18 protein-coding genes are annotated in these 19,353 nt (G+C 69.8%); 8 read left to right on the top strand and 10 right to left on the bottom strand.

Translation table 11 applies throughout. The features are described 5' to 3' along the window. The 6 genes from ACIHFE_RS04425 to ACIHFE_RS04400 form a co-directional block, all read right to left on the bottom strand. On the bottom strand, positions 1-1,257 hold the full coding sequence (locus tag ACIHFE_RS04425; RefSeq protein WP_400104255.1) for a cysteine desulfurase: 1,257 nt from the start codon (positions 1,255-1,257) through the stop codon (positions 1-3). Then, on the bottom strand, positions 1,254-2,021 hold the full coding sequence (sufC, locus tag ACIHFE_RS04420; protein WP_400104254.1) for a Fe-S cluster assembly ATPase SufC: 768 nt from the start codon (positions 2,019-2,021) through the stop codon (positions 1,254-1,256). The genes ACIHFE_RS04425 and sufC overlap by 4 nt, the downstream gene beginning before the upstream one ends. A 7-nt stretch (positions 2,022-2,028) precedes the next feature. Further along, on the bottom strand, positions 2,029-2,346 hold the full coding sequence (locus ACIHFE_RS04415) for a non-heme iron oxygenase ferredoxin subunit (RefSeq protein ID WP_400104253.1): 318 nt from the start codon (positions 2,344-2,346) through the stop codon (positions 2,029-2,031). Next, positions 2,343-3,524, bottom strand: coding sequence for a Fe-S cluster assembly protein SufD (sufD, locus tag ACIHFE_RS04410; RefSeq protein ID WP_400104252.1), 1,182 nt, complete (start codon positions 3,522-3,524; stop codon positions 2,343-2,345). The genes ACIHFE_RS04415 and sufD overlap by 4 nt, the downstream gene beginning before the upstream one ends. A 61-nt stretch (positions 3,525-3,585) precedes the next feature. After that, the gene (gene sufB, locus ACIHFE_RS04405) at positions 3,586-5,007 is read right to left on the bottom strand and encodes a Fe-S cluster assembly protein SufB (RefSeq protein WP_400104251.1); all 1,422 of its coding nucleotides are present in this window, start codon (positions 5,005-5,007) and stop codon (positions 3,586-3,588) included. Continuing rightward, the gene (locus ACIHFE_RS04400) at positions 5,004-5,777 is read right to left on the bottom strand and encodes a helix-turn-helix transcriptional regulator (protein WP_400104250.1); all 774 of its coding nucleotides are present in this window, start codon (positions 5,775-5,777) and stop codon (positions 5,004-5,006) included. The genes sufB and ACIHFE_RS04400 overlap by 4 nt, the downstream gene beginning before the upstream one ends. A 137-nt stretch (positions 5,778-5,914) precedes the next feature. Here ACIHFE_RS04400 and ACIHFE_RS04395 point away from each other — a divergent pair, with 137 nt between their 5' ends. The 3 genes from ACIHFE_RS04395 (at position 5,915) to ACIHFE_RS04385 (ending at position 8,675) form a co-directional block, all read left to right on the top strand. Continuing rightward, positions 5,915-6,853: an ABC transporter ATP-binding protein gene (locus ACIHFE_RS04395; protein WP_400104249.1), complete on the top strand. Its 939-nt coding sequence runs from the start codon at positions 5,915-5,917 to the stop codon at positions 6,851-6,853. Continuing rightward, complete coding sequence (locus ACIHFE_RS04390) at positions 6,850-7,614, top strand: ABC transporter permease (protein ID WP_400104248.1); 765 nt, start codon at positions 6,850-6,852, stop codon at positions 7,612-7,614. Before ACIHFE_RS04395 ends, ACIHFE_RS04390 begins: the two co-directional genes overlap by 4 nt. Before the next feature lie 77 nt (positions 7,615-7,691). After that, positions 7,692-8,675, top strand: a complete 984-nt coding sequence (locus tag ACIHFE_RS04385; protein ID WP_400104247.1) for a heme A synthase — start codon at positions 7,692-7,694, stop codon at positions 8,673-8,675. Between the two features lie 66 nt (positions 8,676-8,741). On the opposite strand, the gene ACIHFE_RS04380 is transcribed toward ACIHFE_RS04385, so the two are convergent. Next, positions 8,742-9,101, bottom strand: a complete 360-nt coding sequence (locus ACIHFE_RS04380) for a hypothetical protein (protein WP_400104246.1) — start codon at positions 9,099-9,101, stop codon at positions 8,742-8,744. Between the two features lie 88 nt (positions 9,102-9,189). Then, positions 9,190-10,131: a heme o synthase gene (locus ACIHFE_RS04375; protein ID WP_400104245.1), complete on the bottom strand. Its 942-nt coding sequence runs from the start codon at positions 10,129-10,131 to the stop codon at positions 9,190-9,192. Positions 10,132-10,522: 391 nt separating this feature from the next. On the opposite strand from ACIHFE_RS04375, the gene tkt reads away from it, so the two are divergent. From tkt to pgl, 5 genes are read left to right on the top strand one after another with little or no spacing between them, the layout of a single operon-like run. Further along, positions 10,523-12,604, top strand: a complete 2,082-nt coding sequence (tkt, locus tag ACIHFE_RS04370) for a transketolase (protein ID WP_400104244.1) — start codon at positions 10,523-10,525, stop codon at positions 12,602-12,604. Between the two features lie 37 nt (positions 12,605-12,641). Beyond that, positions 12,642-13,757, top strand: coding sequence for a transaldolase (gene tal, locus ACIHFE_RS04365; protein ID WP_400104243.1), 1,116 nt, complete (start codon positions 12,642-12,644; stop codon positions 13,755-13,757). A gap of 1 nt (position 13,758) precedes the next feature. Next, positions 13,759-15,285: a glucose-6-phosphate dehydrogenase gene (zwf, locus tag ACIHFE_RS04360; RefSeq protein WP_400104242.1), complete on the top strand. Its 1,527-nt coding sequence runs from the start codon at positions 13,759-13,761 to the stop codon at positions 15,283-15,285. Further along, on the top strand, positions 15,282-16,328 hold the full coding sequence (opcA, locus tag ACIHFE_RS04355; protein ID WP_400104241.1) for a glucose-6-phosphate dehydrogenase assembly protein OpcA: 1,047 nt from the start codon (positions 15,282-15,284) through the stop codon (positions 16,326-16,328). Before zwf ends, opcA begins: the two co-directional genes overlap by 4 nt. Then, entirely contained in the window at positions 16,325-17,107 is a 783-nt protein-coding gene (gene pgl, locus ACIHFE_RS04350; RefSeq protein WP_400104240.1) for a 6-phosphogluconolactonase, read from the top strand. The genes opcA and pgl overlap by 4 nt, the downstream gene beginning before the upstream one ends. 67 nt (positions 17,108-17,174) lie before the next feature. Here pgl and pgi read toward each other — a convergent pair whose 3' ends face one another. Both pgi and ACIHFE_RS04340 read right to left on the bottom strand, forming a co-directional pair. Further along, positions 17,175-18,830 carry a glucose-6-phosphate isomerase gene (gene pgi, locus ACIHFE_RS04345; RefSeq protein WP_400104411.1) on the bottom strand — a complete coding sequence of 552 codons (1,656 nt, stop codon included), beginning with the start codon at positions 18,828-18,830 and terminating at the stop codon, positions 17,175-17,177. A 57-nt stretch (positions 18,831-18,887) separates the two neighbouring features. Then, positions 18,888-19,268: a hypothetical protein gene (locus ACIHFE_RS04340; RefSeq protein WP_400104239.1), complete on the bottom strand. Its 381-nt coding sequence runs from the start codon at positions 19,266-19,268 to the stop codon at positions 18,888-18,890. Positions 19,269-19,353: the final 85 nt, after the last annotated feature.

Genomic DNA, 19,353 nt, shown 5'->3' with positions numbered 1-19,353 from the left:
TCAGCCGAAGAAGTTCCGGACGTGCTCCAGGCCCTCGATCAGCGCGTCCACCTCGCCGGGCGTGGAGTACAGATAGAACGACGCCCGGGTGGTCGCCGGAATTCCGTACCGCAGGCAGACCGGCCGGGCGCAGTGGTGCCCGACCCGGACCGCTATGCCCTGCTCGTCGAGGACCTGGCCCACATCGTGCGGGTGGATGTCGCCGAGGGTGAAGGAGATCGCGGCGGCGCGGTCCTCGGCCGTGACCGGACCGATCAGCTTGAGGTCCGGCACCTCCTGGAGGCGCTTGATGGCGTACTCGGTGAGCGCGTGCTCATGCTGGGCGATGCGCTCCATGCCGATGGCGGTGAGGTAGTCCACCGCCGCGCCGAGGCCGACGGCCTGGGCGATCGGCGGCGTACCGGCCTCGAACTTGTGCGGGGCGGGAGCATAGGTGGAGGAGTGCATCGAGACGGTCTCGATCATCTCGCCGCCGCCGAGGAACGGCGGCAGGTCCTCCAGCAGCTCCTGGCGGCCCCACAGGACACCGATGCCGTCCGGGCCGCACATCTTGTGGCCGGTGAAGGCCACAAAGTCGGCGCCCAGCGACTGGACGTCCAGCGGCATATGCGGGGCGGCCTGCGAGGCGTCGATGACCACCAGCGCGCCGACCTGCTGGGCGCGGCGGACGATCGCCTCCACCGGGTTGACGGTGCCCAGGATGTTGGAGACCAGGACGAAGGAGACGACCTTGGTCTTCTCGGTGATGACCTCGTCGATGTTGGAGAGGTCCAGGCGGCCGTCGTCGGTGAGCCCGAACCACTTCAGCTTCGCGCCGGTGCGCTGCGAGAGCAGCTGCCACGGAACGATGTTGGAGTGGTGCTCCATCTCCGTGATGACGATCTCGGTGTCGCGGTCCACCCGGTAGGGCTCGTCGGCCCAGCCCAGCATGTTGGCGACGAGGTTGAGGGACTCGGAGGCGTTCTTGGTGAAGATCACCTCGTCCCGGCTGGGGGCGTTGATGAAGGCGGCGACCTTGTCGCGGGCGCCTTCGTACAGCGCCGTGGCCTCCTCGGCGAGGACATGCACACCACGGTGGACGTTGGCGTTGTGCCGCTCGTAGTACTCGTTGAGCACATCGAGCACCTGGCGCGGCTTCTGCGAGGTGGCCGCGTTGTCCAGGTAGACGATCTTCTTCCCGTCGTGCACCACGCGGTCCAGGATGGGGAAGTCCTTGCGGATCGCGTCGGTGTCGAGGAGGCCCGGCAGGGTTGTCACGCGGATACGCCGCCCTTCGTCACGTACGCCTCGTAGCCCTCTTCCTCCAGCTTGTCGGCGAGCTCGGCGCCGCCGGACTCGGCGATGCGGCCGTTCGCGAAGACATGCACGAAGTCGGGCTTGATGTAGCGCAGGATGCGCGTGTAGTGGGTGATCAGCAGGGTGCCGACCTCACCGGTCTCACGGACCCGGTTGACGCCCTCGGAGACGATCCGCAGCGCGTCCACGTCCAGGCCGGAGTCGGTCTCGTCCAGGATCGCGATCTTCGGCTTGAGCAGCTCCAGCTGAAGGATCTCGTGGCGCTTCTTCTCACCGCCGGAGAAGCCCTCGTTGACATTGCGCTCGGCGAAGGCGGGGTCCATCTGGAGCTGCTCCATGGCGGACTTGACCTCCTTCACCCAGGTGCGCAGCTTGGGGGCCTCGCCGCGGACGGCGGTGGCGGAGGTGCGCAGGAAGTTGGAGACCGAGACGCCCGGGACCTCCACCGGGTACTGCATGGCCAGGAAGACGCCGGCGCGGGCGCGCTCGTCCACCGACATCTCCAGGACGTTCTCCCCGTCCAGGGTGACGGTGCCGCCGGTGATCGTGTACTTGGGGTGGCCGGCCAGCGAGTAGGCCAGGGTGGACTTGCCGGAGCCGTTGGGGCCCATGATGGCGTGGGTCTCGCCCTGCTTCACGGTCAGGTCGACGCCGCGCAGGATCTCCCGGGGGCCGTTCTCGGCTTCGACGGAGACGTGCAGGTCGTGGATCTCAAGCGTTGCCATGGGGAACTCAGGACTCCTGGGTGAGGGAGACGAGCACGTCGTCCCCTTCGATCTTGACGGGGTAAACGGGGACGGGGCGCGTGGCGGGCAGGCCGGACGGCTTTCCGGTGCGCAGGTCGAAGGTGGAGCCATGCAGCCAGCACTCGATGGCGCAGTCCTCCACCTCGCCCTCGGAGAGCGAGACATTCGCGTGCGAGCAGATGTCGTAGATCGCGAAGACCTCACCCTCGGTGCGGACTATCGAGACCGGGGTGCCGTCGATCTCGACCCGCTTGGGGGTGTCCTCCGCCAGCTCGCTCAGCGTGGCCACTCGTACATAGCTCATGCGACGGACGCCTCCAGCTCGGCCTCGATCTTGGCGATCAGGCGCTCCTCCAGCTCGGGGATACCGATCTGCTGGACGAGCTCGGCGAAGAAGCCGCGGACCACCAGGCGGCGCGCCTCGTCGGCCGGGATGCCCCGGGCCATCAGGTAGAACAGCTGCTCGTCGTCGAAGCGACCGGTGGCGGAGGCGTGGCCGGCGCCGACGATCTCACCGGTCTCGATCTCCAGGTTGGGGACCGAGTCCACCCGGGCGCCGTCGGTGAGGACCAGGTTGCGGTTGAGCTCGTAGGTGTCGGTGCCCTCCGCGGTGGCGCGGATGAGGACGTCGCCGATCCACACCGCGTGCGCGTCCTGGCCCTGCAGGGCGCCCTTGTAGGCGACATTGCTGCGGCAGTGCGGGGTGTCGTGGTCGACGAAGAGGCGGTGCTCCTGGTGCTGGCCGTTGTCGGTGAAGTACACACCGTAGAGCTCGGCCTCGCCGCCGGGGGCGCCGTAGACCACCCGCGGGTGCAGGCGGACCAGGTCGCCGCCGAAGGTGACGATCACGGACTTGAAGGAGGCGTCCCGGCCGATCAGGGCGGTGTGCTGGGCGGCGTGCACGGCGGTGCCGTCCCAGTCCTGGATGGAGACCACGGTGAGCTTGGCGCCGTCGCCGATGACGTATTCGACGTTGGCGCCCAGGGTGACATCGCCGGTGTGGTCGATGACCACCACGGCCTCGGCGAAGGCACCGACCTCGACCAGCAGGTGGCCGTAGGCCACGCCGCCCTCGCCGTGCGCGGAGATGCGCACGGGCTCGGTGAGCACGGTCTCCTTGGGGACCGAGACCACGGACGCCTTCTCGAAGGAGCTGTAGGCCTGGGCGGCGACGCGGTCGACCGGCTTGCCCGCCTTGCCGAGGCGGGTGTCGTCCCGGCCGACGGTCTCCACGGTGACGCCGGCGGGGGCGGTCACCTCGACCTTGAGGCCGCCGCCGTTGGCGGTGGCGGTGCCGTCGTGCAGCCCGCGCAGGCGCCCCAGCGGGGTGAACCGCCACTCCTCCTCGCGGCCGTGCGGCACGGGGAAGTCCGCCACGTCGTACGAGGCGGGCGCGGAGACCCGCGCGTCGATGGGCTGCCGGGAGCCGCCCACCTGGATGGCGCCGTCGGTCGTGCTGCCGGCGGGGGTGTTGTCAGCCATGGCTGTCGTCGTGCTCTCTTCCTGTCACAAAGGGTTCGCTGCGGTAGGGGGGCGGTGGCGCTTAACCGACCGCGCCCTCCATCTGCAGCTCGATCAGCCGGTTGAGCTCCAGGGCGTACTCCATGGGCAGCTCGCGGGCGATCGGCTCGACAAAGCCGCGCACGATCATGGCCATCGCCTCGTCCTCGGACAGGCCGCGGCTCATCAGGTAGAAGAGCTGGTCGTCGCTGACCTTGGAGACGGTCGCCTCATGACCCATGGAGACGTCGTCCTCGCGGACGTCGACATAGGGGTAGGTGTCCGATCGGGAGATGGTGTCCACCAGCAGCGCGTCACAGAGCACATTGGACTTGGAGCCGTGGGCACCCTCGCCGATCTCGATCAGACCGCGGTAGGAGGTGCGGCCGCCGCCCCGGGCCACCGACTTGGAGACGATGTTGGAGGAGGTGTTGGGCGCCATGTGCACCATCTTGGCGCCGGCGTCCTGGTGCTGGCCCTCACCGGAGAAGGCGATGGACAGGGTCTCGCCCTTGGCGTGCTCGCCCATCAGGTAGACAGCCGGGTACTTCATGGTCACCTTGGAGCCGATGTTGCCGTCGACCCACTCCATGGTGGCGCCCTCGTAGGCGACGGCGCGCTTGGTGACCAGGTTGTAGACGTTGTTCGACCAGTTCTGGATGGTCGTGTAGCGGCAGCGGCCGCCCTTCTTGACGATGATCTCCACGACCGCGCTGTGCAGCGAGTCCGAGGAGTAGATCGGGGCGGTGCAGCCCTCTACGTAGTGCACATAGGCGTTCTCGTCGACGATGATCAGCGTCCGCTCGAACTGGCCCATGTTCTCGGTGTTGATCCGGAAGTAGGCCTGGAGCGGGATGTCGACATGGACGCCCGGCGGGACGTAGATGAAGGAGCCGCCGGACCACACGGCGGAGTTCAGCGAGGCGAACTTGTTGTCACCGACCGGGATGACGGTGCCGAAGTACTCCTGGAAGAGCTCCGGGTGCTCCTTGAGCGCGGTGTCGGTGTCCAGGAAGATGACGCCCTGCTGCTCCAGGTCCTCGCGGATCTGGTGGTAGACGACCTCGGACTCGTACTGCGCGGCGACACCGGCGACCAGACGCTGCTTCTCCGCCTCGGGGATGCCCAGCTTGTCGTAGGTGTTCTTGATGTCCTCCGGCAGGTCCTCCCAGGTGGCGGCCTGCTTCTCGGTGGAACGCACAAAGTACTTGATGTTGTCGAAGTCAATGCCGGAGAGGTCGGAGCCCCAGGTCGGCATGGGCTTCTTCTCGAAGAGCTTGAGGCCCTTCAGACGCAGCTTGAGCATCCACTCCGGCTCGGACTTCTTCGCCGAGATGTCGCGGACGACCTCCTCGGAGAGGCCGCGCTTGGCCGCGGCACCGGCCGCGTCGGAGTCGGCCCAGCCGTATTCATACGTGCCCAGGCCCTCGAGCTCAGGGTGGGCAGTCTCCGTGGGGAGAGTCATGCGGGGTTCCTCCCGGCCGTGCTGGTGGATGCGGTAGTGGTGGTCTTGGGTGTTCCGCTGCGCGGAATGAACGTCGTGCACACACCGTCGCCATGGGCGATGGTGGCCAGACGCTGCACATGGGTCCCCAGCAGACGGGAGAAGACCTCGGTCTCCGCCTCGCACAGCTGTGGGAACTGCTCGGCGACATGGGCGACCGGGCAGTGGTGCTGGCAGAGCTGTTCGCCGACCGGTGCGCTGCGCGCCGTAGCAGCGTACCCGTCCTCGGTCAATGCCCTGGCCAGCGCATGGGCCCGCTCATCGGGGGCGGCCCGGTCCAGCGCCTCGCGGTAGCCCTCGGCCTGGGCGGCCATCCGGGCCCGGGCGAAGGCGGCGATGGCGGCCTCCCCGGCCTCGCCGCCGCCGGCGCTCTCGGCGATCCAGCGCAGGGCCTCGCCCGCCAGCTTGTCGTAGGCCTGGTCGAAGGCGTCCCGGCCGTTGTCGGTGAGCGCGAAGACCTTGGCGGGGCGGCCGCGGGTGCGGGCTCCGTAGACCCGCTTCTCGCGGGGCTCCACAACACGCTCGGCGGCCAGGGTGTCCAGGTGGCGGCGGACCGCGGCCTGGGTGAGGTTCAGGCGCAGCGCCAGCTCCGCCGCGGTGGACGGGCCGTGATCGAGGATGGAGCGGACCACCCGGTTGCGGGTGCCGCGCTGCTCGTCGGGCAACGGCGTACGCACCCCGGCGGCCTCCTGGGCCGCGGGGCTCTCCGGAGCCTTGCCCGCGTATTTCACAACGCCATTGTTGCGTAATTGGCGAAGGGCCGACAAGCCTCGTCCCGCCGGATGGTGGTGGTATCGATCACTAAGGGTCACCTAACCGCCACCCCCGGCGGGGCCGCCGGCGCTCGCGGCTTCGTAGACTTCCCCGCATGTGCAGCGCCTTCTCCGGGGCCCCCGTGGTCGAGGTCCATGGCCTCGTCAAGCGGTACGGCACCAAGACGGCGGTGAACGGGCTCGATCTGTCCGTCGCCGCCGGCACCCTCACCGCCGTGCTCGGCCCCAATGGGGCGGGCAAGACCACCACCATCGAGACCTGCGAGGGCTATCGCCGGCCGGACGCGGGCACGGTCCGCGTGCTGGGCCTGGACCCGGTCGCCGACGCGGCGGCACTGCGCCCCCGGGTGGGCGTGATGCTGCAGAGCGGCGGCGTCTACCCCGGCGCCCGCGCCGAGGAGATGCTGCGGCACATGGCCTCGCTGCACGCCCACCCGCTGGATGTGGACGCCCTGACCGAACGGCTGGGGCTGGGCGGCTGCGGACGCACCGCCTACCGGCGGCTGTCCGGCGGCCAGCAGCAGCGGCTGTCGCTGGCCATGGCCGTGGTGGGCCGCCCCGAGCTGGTCTTCCTGGACGAGCCGACCGCCGGCCTGGACCCACAGGCCCGCCGGGCCACCTGGGACCTGGTGCGCGAGCTGCGCGCGGACGGCGTCACCGTGGTGCTCAGCACGCACCACATGGAGGAGGCCGAGCAGCTGGCCGATGACGTCGCCATCGTGGACGGCGGCAAGGTGATAGCCCAGGGCAGCCCCGAGGAGCTGTGCCGGGGCGGCGCCGAGAACAGCCTGCGCTTCTCCGGCCGTCCCGGCCTGGATGTCTCCGCCCTGGTCAAGGCGCTGCCCGCGGACTGCGCGGCGATCGAGCTGGCCCCGGGCAGCTACCGGGTCAGCGGCGCGGTGGGCCCCCAGCTGCTGGCCACCGTCACCACCTGGTGCGCCCAGCACGGAGTGATGCCGGACCGGATAGTGGTCGAGCGGCACACGCTGGAGGACGTATTTCTGGAGCTCACCGGAAGGGACTTGCGTTCATGAGCGCCGCCTTCGCCCCCAGGCCGGGGGCCGCGCCGGTGGCGCGGATGATCCGGGCGCAGGCCGCCCTGGAGACCAGGATGCTGCTGCGCAACGGCGAGCAACTGCTGCTCACCGTGGTGATCCCCACCCTGCTGCTGACCCTGTTCAGCAGCGTGGACATCGTGGACACCGGCAAGGGCAAGGCGGTGGACTTCCTGGCCCCCGGCGTGCTGGCCCTGGCCGTGCTGTCCACCGCCTTCACCGGGCAGGCCATCGCCACCGGCTTCGAGCGGCGCTACGGGGTGCTCAAGCGGCTGGGCGCCTCACCGCTGCCGCGCTGGGCGCTGATGACCGCCAAGACCTGCTCGGTGCTGGTCACCGAGGTGCTGCAGATCGCGCTGCTGACCGTGATCGCCTTTGCGCTGGGCTGGTCGCCGCATGGCAACCCCCTGGCCGTGCTCCTGCTGATCGTCCTCGGCACGGCCGCCTTCTCCGGGCTGGGCCTGCTGATGGCGGGCACCCTCAGGGCCGAGGCCACCCTGGCCGCGGCCAACCTGGTCTTTCTGCTGCTGCTGGTCGGCGGCGGGGTGATCGTGCCCCTGGAGAAGTTCCCGGACGCCGCCCGCTCGGTGCTGGAACTGCTGCCCATCTCGGCGCTCTCCGACGGGCTGCGCGCGGTGCTGCGGGACGGCGCCGGGATGCCCTGGGGCGACCTGGGCGTGCTGGCTGTCTGGTCGGTGCTGGGGCTGGGCGCGGCGGGTCGTTTCTTCCGCTGGGAGTGAGTCGCTTTCTCCGCTGGGAGTGAGTCGGGCCGGGGGCCTCGTGAATCGGTGCACAAGCGGCGTTCTACGATGAGCGGGTGCCCACATCGATGAACCCCCTCCAGCTCATCGCCGACCGCTGGCAGCCCTCCGCGCGCTTTGTCCAGCGGGCCGCGCTCGCCTGTGTCGTGATGGCCGTGATCATCGTGGTCACCGGTGGCGCGGTACGGCTGACCCAGTCCGGGCTCGGCTGCCCGACCTGGCCGACCTGCACCGAGCACAGCCTGACGCCGACGCCCGCCATGGGCATCAACGGCATCATCGAGTTCACCAACCGCATGCTCACCTATGTGCTGTGCGCGGTGGTGGGCCTGGCGATCATCGCCGCCCGGGCGCACCTGCCGCTGCGCCGGGATCTCACCCGGCTGGGCTGGGCCCAGTTCTGGGTGGTCATGGGCAATGCGGTGATCGGTGGCATCACGGTGCTGACCGGCCTGAACCCCTATATCGTCAGCACCCACTTCCTGCTGTCCACCGCCCTGCTGACGGTCGCCGTGCTGATGTGGCACCGCTCCCTGGAGGGTGACGCCGCCCCGCGCGAGCTGGTGGCCCGTCCGGTCCGGGAGCTGAGCCGGGTACTGGTGGGCGCCACCCTGCTGCTGATCGTCGTCGGCACCGTGGTCACCGGCGCGGGCAAGCACGCGGGCGACGCCTCCAAGGGCGTGCGCCGCATCCCGCTGGACTGGCACGAGATCACCCAGCTGCATGTGGACTTCGTCTATATCGTGATCGGCCTGACGGTGGCCCTGTGGTTCACCCTGCGTGCCGTGCAGGCCCCGGGCGGCCCTGTCCGGCGGGTGGTGGAGCTGTTCGCGGTGCTGATGCTTCAGGGGGTCATCGGCTACGTCCAGTACTTCAATGACTCACCCGAGGTGGTGGTCGGCATCCATATGTTCGGCTCCTGCCTGGTGTGGATCGCCGCGCTGCGGGTCCTCCTCTCGCTGCGCGACCGCGGCCCGCTGCCGGTGGTGCCGGCCCCGTCCGCCGAGCACGAGGCCGTGGAGCCGGCCGCTGTCGCCTGAGCCTGAACACGAAGAGAGGGGCGCCCCCGGTATCCGGGGGGCGCCCCTCTTCTCATGTGTCAACGCTCAGCCGTTGGCAGGCCCGCCGACCTGGATGCCGGCCATCCGGGACCACTCATAGCGACCGGTACGGACCTTGGCCGCCATCTCGCCGTCGAACTCCTCCCGCAGCTCGATCCCGGCGATCTCCACGGCCTTCCGCGCGGCCGCGTGGGAGCGGGCCACCAGGGTGCCCCACTCCCCGTTCGCACCCACCAGCGCGATCCGGGTGGTGCCACGCCCTATGTGCGCCAACTGCCCCTCGGCACCGCCGCCGTGGCTGCCCGCGAACGCGCTGATCTGCTTGGCCAGCCGGGCCGCCTCGCGCTGGGCCTTCGCGTCGAGGGCGTCGGGGGCGGCCGCTTCGGCCTGCTTGGTGTCTGCCATGGCCAGGATGCTACCGACGAGTAGCGGAAATGGCGACGGGCGGCGCCGGTGGCCTTGGCCACCCGCACCGCCCGTCCCGGAAAGCCTGTCAGCGCAGGAAGGGATCGATCGCCACCGCCGTGAACAGCAGCGACACATAGGTGATCGACCAGTGGAAGAGCCGCATCTCCTTGAGCTTGGCCCCGGTGATCCCCGCCTTGGCGCGCGCCTGAAGCGCATGCGCCTCCTTGAGCCACAGGGCGCCCAGCAGCGCCGCCACCACCGGGTAGAACCAGCCGGTGTAGCCCAGCGGCCACAGCAGCAGGGAGACGCCCACCATCACCCAGCTGTAGATGACGATCTGACGGGCCACCGCCTTGTTGCCCGCGGTGACCGGCAGCATCGGCACCCCGGCCCGCTGGTAGTCGTCCTTGACCTTCATCGACAGCGGCCAGTAGTGCGGCGGCGTCCAGAAGAACATCACCAGGAAGAGGACGACCGGGGCCCAGGAGACATCGTTCTTGACGGCCGACCAGCCGATGAGCACCGGCAGACAGCCCGCGATGCCGCCCCAGACGATGTTCTGCGCGGTGCGCCGCTTGAGCCACATCGTGTAGACCACGACATAGAACATCGAGGCGCCCAGCGACAGCACCGCCGAGAGCGGATTGACCAGGAACCAGAACCAGACGGTCGAGACCACGGTCAGCGCGGTGGCGAACACCAGGCATTCACGCGGCGAGACCATGCCGGTGACCAGCGGACGCTGGGAGGTGCGGTCCATCAGCGCGTCGATGTCGCGGTCGTAGTACATGTTGAACGCGCCCGCGCCGCCGGCCGAGAGATAGCCGCCGACACAGGTGGCCAGCACCAGCCACAGGTCGGGTACGCCCTGGGCCGCGAGGAACATCACCGGTACGGTCGTCATCAGCAGCAGCTCGATGATCCGCGGCTTGGTAAGGGCCACGAACGCCTTGACCCGGGCCCCGAACGGCCGGTGGCTGGGGCTCTCGATGAGCACCCCCGCAGGACGGGATTCGACGGCCGTCACGCACACCCCTGACAGAGATAAGGCCAGCAAGCACATCCGACCCGACCGGCCGGGAAAGACTTGCGCGTACCACGCCACTCTAGACGCAGGGCGTGGCGCGCCCTCCGCCGGGGTGGGGTCGTGTTGAGGGCCCGCCTGCCCGGTAAACCTGACTCCCCGGGACCACCCGGGAGGCGAGTGCGCCGGGCGCATTGCACGCTGGTGCCATGGCCGGTCGCTCCAAGCCGGGAATCTTTCCCCGCCGGTCCCGGTTTCCGGGAGCGTTGGGCCGAGCAGCCGACTGCACGTCGAAAAGATGCGCGTCAGGGCGAGGGTAGGCTCGACCTCGCCGAGTCGTGGCGGAACACCGCCCCCGGCCTGAGAACCATGTGGAGAGGAGCCCTGACTTAGGGTGAGCACCAAGCCGACCACCACAGACCTCGAGTGGACCGAACTGGACCAGCGGGCCGTTGACACCGCGCGCGTCCTGGCCATGGACGCCGTGCAGAAGGTCGGCAACGGCCACCCCGGCACGGCCATGAGCCTGGCCCCGGCCGCGTACCTGCTCTTCCAGAAGCTGATGCGGCACGACCCCAGCGACGCCGACTGGACCGGCCGCGACCGGTTCGTCCTCTCCCCCGGGCACACCAGCCTGACCCTCTACACCCAGCTCTTCCTGTCCGGTTACGGCCTGGAGCTGTCGGACCTGAAGGCCTTCCGCACCTGGGGCAGCAAGACCCCGGGCCACCCGGAGCACGGCCACACCCGCGGTGTGGAGACCACCACCGGCCCGCTGGGCCAGGGCATCGCCAACGCGGTGGGCATGGCCATGGCCGCCCGCTACGAGCGCGGTCTGTTCGACCCCGAGGCCCCCAAGGGCGAGTCCCCCTTCGACCACACCATCTGGGCCATCGTCTCCGACGGCGACCTGGAGGAGGGCATCTCCGCCGAGGCCTCCTCGCTGGCCGGCCACCAGAAGCTGGGCAACATCGTCGCGCTGTACGACGACAACCACATCTCCATCGAGGGCGACACCGAGACGGCCTTCTCCGAGGACGTCCTCAAGCGCTACGAGGCCTATGGCTGGCACGTCCAGCGCATCGAGCAGTCCCCCAACGGCGACTTCGACATCCAGGCGCTGTTCGCGGCGTTCAAGGCGGCGCAGGAGGAGACCGAGCGCCCCTCGATCATCGCCGCCCGCACCATCATCGCCTGGCCCGCCCCCAACGCCCAGAACACCGAGGCCTCGCACGGCTCGGCGCTGGGTGAGGCCGAGGTGGCCGCCACCAAGGAGGTGCTGGGCTTCGACCCGCAGCAGCACTTCCAGGTGGCGGACGAGGTCCTGGCGCACGCCCGCAAGGTGGTCGACCGCGGCCGCCAGGCGCACGCCGAGTGGGACAAGCGGATCCAGGAGTGGCGCGCCGCCAACCCGCAGCGGGCCGCCGACTTCGACCGCATCAACGCGGGCGAGCTGCCCGACGGCTGGGAGAAGGCCCTTCCGGAGTTCCCGGCCGGCAAGGCCGTGGCCACCCGCAAGGCGTCCGGTGAGGTCCTCAAGGCCCTGGGCGGTGTGCTCCCCGAGCTCTGGGGCGGCTCCGCCGACCTGGCCGGCTCCAACAACACCACCATCGACGCGTCCTCCTCCTTCCTCCCGGAGGGCAACCCGCTGCCGGAGGCCAACCCCTACGGCCGCACCGTGCACTTCGGTATCCGCGAGCACGCCATGGGTTCGACCATGAACGGCATCGCGCTGCACGGCAACACCCGTATCTACGGCGGCACCTTCCTGGTGTTCTCCGACTACATGCGCCCGGCCGTGCGCCTGGCCGCGCTGATGAAGCTGCCGGTCACCTATGTCTGGACGCATGACTCCATCGGCCTGGGCGAGGACGGCCCGACCCACCAGCCGGTGGAGCACATGGCCGCGCTGCGCGCCATCCCGGGCCTGAACATGGTCCGCCCGGCGGACGCCAACGAGACCGCCATCGCCTGGCGCGAGATCACCAAGCGCCACAGCGTCAAGCCGGCCCCGCACGGCCTGGCCCTGACCCGGCAGAACGTGCCGACCTACGAGCCCAACGAGGGTGCCGCCAAGGGCGGTTATGTGCTGTTCGAGGCCGAGGGCGGCCGGGCGCAGCTGATCCTGATCGCCACCGGTTCCGAGGTCCAGCTGGCCGTGGAGGCCCGTGACCGCCTGCAGGCCGAGGGCATCCCCACCCGGGTGGTCTCCATGCCGTCGGTGGAGTGGTTCGAGGAGCAGGACCAGGCGTACCGCGACGGCGTGCTGCTGCCGGACGTCAAGGCCCGGGTGGCCGTGGAGGCCGGCATCGGCCTGACCTGGTACCGCTATGTGGGCGAGGCCGGCCGGGTGGTCTCCCTGGAGCACTTCGGCGCCTCCGCCGACTACCAGGTGCTCTACCAGGAGTTCGGCATCACCACCGACGCCGTGGTCGAGGCCGCCCGCGAGTCCATCGCCGACGCCGGCCGCCGCTGACGCCCCGTACTTATTCCTCTTAGGAGATGCAGAACCCATGACTGACGCACTCAAGCGGCTGTCCGACGAAGGCGTCGCCATCTGGCTGGACGACCTCTCCCGCAAGCGGATCACCTCCGGCAACCTGTCGGAACTGATCGACGAGATGCATGTGGTGGGTGTCACCACCAACCCGTCGATCTTCCAGAAGGCGATCTCCAGCGGTGAGGGCTACCAGCAGCAGCTGGCCGACCTGGCCGCCCGCAAGGTGACCGTGGACGAGGCCATCCGCATGATCACCACGGCGGACGTCCGGGACGCCGCCGACATCCTGCGGCCGGTCTTCGACCGCACCGAGGGCCAGGACGGCCGGGTCTCCATCGAGGTGGACCCGCGCCTGGCGCACAACACCCGGGCCACTGTGGCCGAGGCCAAGCAGCTGGCCTGGCTGGTGGACCGTCCCAACACCCTGATCAAGATCCCCGCCACCAAGGCGGGTCTGCCGGCCATCGCCGAGACCATCGGGCTGGGCATCAGCGTCAATGTCACGCTGATCTTCTCCCTGGAGCGCTACCGCGCGGTCATGGACGCCTACCTGACCGGTCTGGAGAAGGCCAAGGCGGCCGGCCAGGACCTGTCGCTGATCCACTCGGTGGCGTCCTTCTTCGTCTCCCGGGTGGACACCGAGATCGACAAGCGCCTGGACGCGCTGGGCACCGAGGAGGCCAAGGCGCTGCGCGGCAAGGCCGCCCTGGCCAACGCCCGCCTGGCGTACCAGGCGTACGAGGAGGTCTTCTCCTCGGACCGCTGGCTGGCCCTGGAGAAGCACGGCGCCAACAAGCAGCGTCCGCTGTGGGCCTCGACCGGTGTCAAGGACCCGGCCTACAAGGACACCCTGTACGTGGACGACCTGGTGGCGCCCAACACGGTCAACACCATGCCGGAGGCCACCCTGCAGGCCGCCGGTGACCACGGCAGCATCAGCGGTGACACCGTCCGCGGCACCTACGAGCAGGCCAAGGCGGACCTGGACGCCCTCGCCAAGGTCGGCATCTCCTACGACGACGTGGTGCAGCTCCTGGAGGACGAGGGCGTCGAGAAGTTCGAGGCGGCCTGGTACGACCTGCTGAAGTCGACGGAGGCGGAGCTCAAGCGCCTCGCACCGGAGGCGTGAATTGAGCACCAGCAGCAATCCGCTGCGTGACCCTCAGGACCGGCGGCTCCCGCGTATCGCGGGGCCGTCCGGCCTGGTCATCTTTGGCGTCACGGGCGATTTGTCCCGAAAAAAGCTGATGCCGGCCGTGTATGACCTCGCCAACCGGGGTCTGCTGCCGCCGGGCTTCTCCCTGATCGGCTTCGCCCGCCGCGACTGGGAGGACGAGGACTTCGCCGAGATCGTCTACAACGCGGTCAAGCAACACGCGCGTACGCCGTTCCGCGAGGAGGTCTGGCAGCAGCTGGTGCAGGGCTGCCGGTTCGTCCAGGGCGACTTCGGCGACGACGACGCCTTCGAGACGCTCAAGAGCACCATCGACGAGCTGGACAAGGCCCAGGGCACCGGCGGCAACTTCGCCTTCTACCTCTCGGTGCCGCCCAAGTTCTTCCCGACCGTCGTCCAGCAGCTGAAGAAGCACGGACTGGCGGACCAGAAGGAGGGCGCCTGGCGGCGTGCCGTCATCGAGAAGCCCTTCGGCCACAACCTGAAGAGCGCCCAGGAGCTCAACCGGATCGTCCACGAGGTCTTCCCGGCCAACGAGGTCTTCCGGATCGACCACTACCTGGGCAAGGAGACGGTCCAGAACATCCTGGCGCTGCGGTTCGCCAACACCCTCTTCGAGCCCATCTGGAACCGGTCCTTTGTCGACCACATCCAGATCACCATGGCCGAGGACATCGGCATCGGCGGCCGGGCCGGCTACTACGACGGCATCGGCGCGGCCCGGGACGTCATCCAGAATCACCTGCTGCAGTTGCTGGCGCTGACCGCCATGGAGGAGCCCGCCTCCTTCGACGCGGACGCGGTGGCCGCCGAGAAGACCAAGGTGCTGGGCGCCGTCCGGCTGCCCAAGGACCTGGCCAAGGAGACCGTGCGCGGCCAGTACGCGGCCGGCTGGCAGGGCGGCGAGAAGGTGGTCGGTTACCTCCAGGAGGAGGGCATCGACACCAAGTCCAAGACGGACACCTATGCCGCGGTCAAGCTGGAGATCGACAACCGCCGCTGGGCGGGCGTCCCCTTCTATCTGCGTACCGGCAAGCGGCTGGGCCGCCGGGTCACCGAGATCGCGGTGGTCTTCCAGCGCGCCCCGCACTCCCCCTTCGACCACACCGCCACCGAGGAGCTGGGGCAGAACGCCCTGGTCATCCGGGTGCAGCCGGACGAGGGCGTGACCATGCGGTTCGGCTCCAAGGTGCCGGGCACCCAGATGGAGGTCCGGGACGTCTCCATGGACTTCGCCTATGGCGAGTCCTTCACCGAGTCCAGCCCGGAGGCGTACGAGCGGCTGATCCTCGATGTGCTGCTGGGAGAGTCCAACCTCTTCCCGCGCCTGAAGGAGGTCGAGCTGTCCTGGGAGATCCTCGACCCGATCGAGGAGTTCTGGGACAAGCACGGCAAGCCCGCGCAGTACCCGGCCGGCACCTGGGGGCCGGTCGAGGCGGACGAGATGCTCGCACGAGACGGACGGAGCTGGCGCCGGCCATGAAGATCGATCTCACCGACACCACTGCCAGCAAGATCAACAACGCTCTGGTGGAGGGCCGCCGGGCCATCGGCGCCCCCGCCATCGGCATGGTGCTCACCCTGGTCATCGTCACCGACGAGGAGCACGCCTATGACGCGCTCAAGGCGGCCGACGAGGCGTCCCGCGAGCACCCCTCGCGCAAGCTGGTGGTCATCAAGCGGGTCAGCCGCTCGCCGCGCGAGCGGGCCCAGGCCCGGCTGGACGCCGACGTCCGGGTGGGCGCCGACGCCGGCACCGGCGAGACGGTGATGCTCCGGCTGTACGGCGAGGTGATAGACCACGCCCAGTCGGTGGTGCTGCCGCTGCTGCTGCCGGACGCCCCCGTGGTCGTCTGGTGGCCGGTCAACTCCCCGGCCAACCCGGAGAAGGACCCGCTGGGCGCCCTGGGCCAGCGCCGGGTCACCGACGCCTACGCCTGTGAGGACCCGATCGCCGAGCTCTCGGCACGGGCCGCCCACTACGCGCCCGGCGACACCGACCTGGCCTGGACCCGGACCACGCCCTGGCGCTCGATGCTGGCGGCCGCCCTGGACCAGCAGCCCAGCGCCCAGGTCACCGCCGCCGAGGTGGCGGGCGAGGCGTACAACCCCAGCGCCGAACTGCTGGCCATGTGGCTGGCGGACCGGCTCGGGGTGACCGCCAAGCGCACCGTCTCGGATGGTCCTGGCCTGACCGCGGTCCGGCTGCAGACCAAGAACGGCGTGATCACCCTCGACCGCCCGGACGGCACGCTGGCCACCCTGGCCATGCGCGGCCAGCCGGACCGTGCGGTGGCGCTCAAGCGGCGCGACACCTCCGAGCTGCTGGCGGAGGAACTGCGCCGGCTTGACCCGGACACCATCTATGAGTCCGCGGTGAAGTACGGCGTGGAGCGACTGGGCACCGAGCCGCTGGAGGCCCCGAAGCCGGCGGCCGGATCCGAGGCGGAGTCCCAGGAGGCCCCGGACGCGCCGGCCGCTGCGAAGAAGAAGGCCCAGCCGGCCAAGAAGGCGGACTCCCGGTGAACACGCCCCAGCTGGTGGTGCACCGGGACAAGGAGCTGATGGCGCGCGCCGCGGCGGCCCGGCTGATCACCAAGATCGTGGACGCCCAGGCCGCCCGGGGCTCCGCCTCAGTGGTCCTCACCGGCGGGCGCAACGGCAATGGGCTGCTCGCGGCCCTGGCCGAGTCGCCCGCCCGGGACGCGGTGGACTGGTCGCGGCTGGACCTGTGGTGGGGCGACGAGCGGTTCCTCCCGGAGGGCGACCCGGAGCGCAACCACACCCAGGCCCGCCAGGCCCTGCTGGACGCGGTGGACCTGGACCCGGCCCGGGTGCATCCGATGCCCCCGGCGCAGGGTGCGCACGGCAATGACGCGGACGCCGCCGCGGAGTCCTACGCGGCCGAACTGGCGGCGGCCGCACGGCCGGAAGACCACGCCCTGGTGCCGTCCTTCGATGTGCTGCTGCTGGGCGTCGGCCCGGACGCGCATATCGCCTCGCTGTTCCCCGAGCTGCCGGGCGTCCGGGAGACCGAACGCACGGTCGTGGGGGTCCGCGGGGCGCCCAAGCCGCCGCCGACCCGCGTCTCGCTGACCCTGCCCGCGATCCAGGCGGCCCGCGAGGTGTGGCTGCTGGCCGCGGGCGAGGACAAGGCGGGCGCGGTCGCGCTCGCGCTGAGCGGCGCGGGCGAGATCCAGGCCCCGGCGGCGGGAGCGTACGGCCGCTCCCGCACGCTGTGGCTCCTGGACCGGGCGGCAGCGGCCCAGCTGCCGCGGGACCTCTATCCCCCGGCTTCACCCTGACCGGTTTCGCCCGGCGACAATGGCTGAGCCCCGGAAGCGCAATGCGCCTCCGGGGCTCAGCCATTGATCAGCTACGGCCCCGCAGCTCGCGGTAACGCGCGACGAGCCCAGCAGTCGACGCGTCGAGCCCCGGCACCTCCGCACCCTCCGTCAGCGCCGGCTCAACCCGCTTCGCCAGCACCTTCCCCAGCTCAACCCCCCACTGGTCGAAGGAATCGATGTTCCACACCGCGCCCTGCACAAACACCTTGTGCTCATAGAGCGCGATCAACTGCCCCAGCACGGAAGGCGAGAGCTCACTCGCCAGGATCGTGGTGGTGGGCCGGTTACCCTTGAACGTCTTGTGCGGGACCAGCTCCGCCGGCACGCCCTCCGCCGCCACCTCCTCCGGCGTCTTACCGAAGGCCAGCGCCTGCCCCTGGGCGAACAGATTGGCCATCAGCAGATCGTGCTGGGCCACCAGTCCCGGCTCCAGGTCGGCCACCGGGCGGGCGAACCCGATCAGGTCCGCGGGGATCAGCTTGGTCCCCTGGTGGATCAACTGGTAGTACGCGTGCTGCCCGTTGGTGCCCGGCGTGCCCCAGACCACCGGCCCGGTCTGCCAGTTGACCGGTCGGCCCTCGCGGTCCACCGACTTGCCGTTGGACTCCATGTCCAACTGCTGGAGATATGCGGTGAACTTGGACAAATAGTGGCTGTACGGCAGCACCACGTGCGACTGCGCATCATGGAAGTTGCCGTACCAGACGCCCAGCAGACCGAGCAGCAGCGGAGCGTTCTCCTCCAGCGGCGCACAGCGGAAGTGCTCGTCGACCAGGTGGAAACCGGCCAGCATCTCGCGGAACCGGTCCGGGCCGATGGCGATCATCAGCGACAGCCCGATGGCCGAGTCATAGGAGTAGCGGCCACCGACCCAGTCCCAGAACTCGAACATGTTGTTGGTGTCGATGCCGAACTCGGCGACCTTCTGCTCATTGGTGGACAGCGCCACAAAGTGCTTGGCCACCGCCTCGTCACCGGCGCCCAGACCGGCCAGCAGCCACTGCCGGGCGGAGATGGCGTTGGTGATGGTCTCAATGGTGGTGAAGGTCTTGGAGGCGACGATAAACAGCGTCTCCGCCGGATCCAGGTCCCGGACCGCCTCGTGCAGATCCGCCCCGTCCACATTGGAGACGAAACGGAACGTCATATCCCGGGCGGTGTAGGCGCGCAGCGCCTCATAGGCCATCGCCGGGCCCAGGTCGGAGCCGCCGATACCGATATTGACGATGTTCCTGATCCGCTTGCCGGTGTGGCCCCGCCAGTCGCCCGAGCGCACCCGGTCGGTGAACACCTGCATCTTCATCAGCACCGCGTGCACCGCGGGGATCACATTCTCCCCGTCGGAGCGCACCACCGCGGACTCCGGGGCGCGCAGCGCGGTGTGCAGCACCGACCGGTTCTCGGTGGTGTTGATCTTCTCACCGCGGAACATGGCGTCCCGCAGCTCGGTCACCCCGGTGGCGGCCGCCAGCTCGCGCAGCAGCCGCAGGGTCTCATCGGTGACCAGATGCTTTGAGTAGTCCAGGTGCAGATCGCCCACGGTGAGCGTGTACTTCTCGGCCCGCCGCGGGTCATCGGCGAACAGCTGCCGCAGGTGCACCTCCCCCAGCTCCTCGCGGTGCTTGGCCAGTGCGTTCCACTCCGGCAGGCGGTCGAGCCGGCCACGGCCTTCTGCGTTCATCTCGGACATCAGCCCACTTCTTCTCGTAGCTCCCTCGCCACTCACCAACCTAAAGGATCAGCGGCCCCGGCGAGCGCCGAGCCCCGCGCTCCACCGGTCAGGGGGGTCATTGCGACCGCGGGTCAACTGTGGCTGGTCACGCGGTTCCCCGCGCCCCTGACGGGGCACCCGGCAGCAGTGCCGGCGCGCCAGGATCCGGGAGGCGGAACTGATCCGGCCGATCGTCTCCACCGGACTGCGCTGCTGCATCAGCGTGACCTCGGTGACGCTCCAGATCATCCCGGCACAGCCGAAGGCACCCAGGGCGAGGGCCGCGGCGGCCAGGCTGCTTCGGCGCCCCGTAAGGGGCGCGGGGAACTGCGCGACCAGCCCCGGACGGCCCGCACCCGAAACGCGACGCGGCGGCAGGGAGGCATCACCGCCGACGGCAGCACCCATCGGTCCCCCCGCCGGTCGTCTCCCCTTGCCTCACGACCGTAGCGGCGGCCACTGACAACGGCCTCGGGCAACTTCCCTATAAGGG

The organism is Streptomyces sp. NPDC052396 (genome assembly GCF_044593195.1).
GTDB lineage: Bacteria > Actinomycetota > Actinomycetes > Streptomycetales > Streptomycetaceae > Streptomyces.
This window is presented reverse-complemented; position numbering and strand designations above follow the sequence as displayed.

What these genes read in the sequence shown, in the direction of transcription:
- sufC (WP_400104254.1), bottom strand. Translation starts at nt 2,021, where the DNA reads ATGGCAACGCTTGAGATCCACGACCTGCACGTCTCCGTCGAAGCCGAG.
- ACIHFE_RS04415 (WP_400104253.1), bottom strand. Translation starts at nt 2,346, where the DNA reads ATGAGCTATGTACGAGTGGCCACGCTGAGCGAGCTGGCGGAGGACACC.
- sufD (WP_400104252.1), bottom strand. Translation starts at nt 3,524, where the DNA reads ATGGCTGACAACACCCCCGCCGGCAGCACGACCGACGGCGCCATCCAG.
- sufB (WP_400104251.1), bottom strand. Translation starts at nt 5,007, where the DNA reads ATGACTCTCCCCACGGAGACTGCCCACCCTGAGCTCGAGGGCCTGGGC.
- ACIHFE_RS04395 (WP_400104249.1), top strand. Translation starts at nt 5,915, where the DNA reads ATGTGCAGCGCCTTCTCCGGGGCCCCCGTGGTCGAGGTCCATGGCCTC.
- ACIHFE_RS04390 (WP_400104248.1), top strand. Translation starts at nt 6,850, where the DNA reads ATGAGCGCCGCCTTCGCCCCCAGGCCGGGGGCCGCGCCGGTGGCGCGG.
- ACIHFE_RS04380 (WP_400104246.1), bottom strand. Translation starts at nt 9,101, where the DNA reads ATGGCAGACACCAAGCAGGCCGAAGCGGCCGCCCCCGACGCCCTCGAC.
- tal (WP_400104243.1), top strand. Translation starts at nt 12,642, where the DNA reads ATGACTGACGCACTCAAGCGGCTGTCCGACGAAGGCGTCGCCATCTGG.
- opcA (WP_400104241.1), top strand. Translation starts at nt 15,282, where the DNA reads ATGAAGATCGATCTCACCGACACCACTGCCAGCAAGATCAACAACGCT.
- pgi (WP_400104411.1), bottom strand. Translation starts at nt 18,830, where the DNA reads ATGAACGCAGAAGGCCGTGGCCGGCTCGACCGCCTGCCGGAGTGGAAC.
- ACIHFE_RS04340 (WP_400104239.1), bottom strand. Translation starts at nt 19,268, where the DNA reads ATGGGTGCTGCCGTCGGCGGTGATGCCTCCCTGCCGCCGCGTCGCGTT.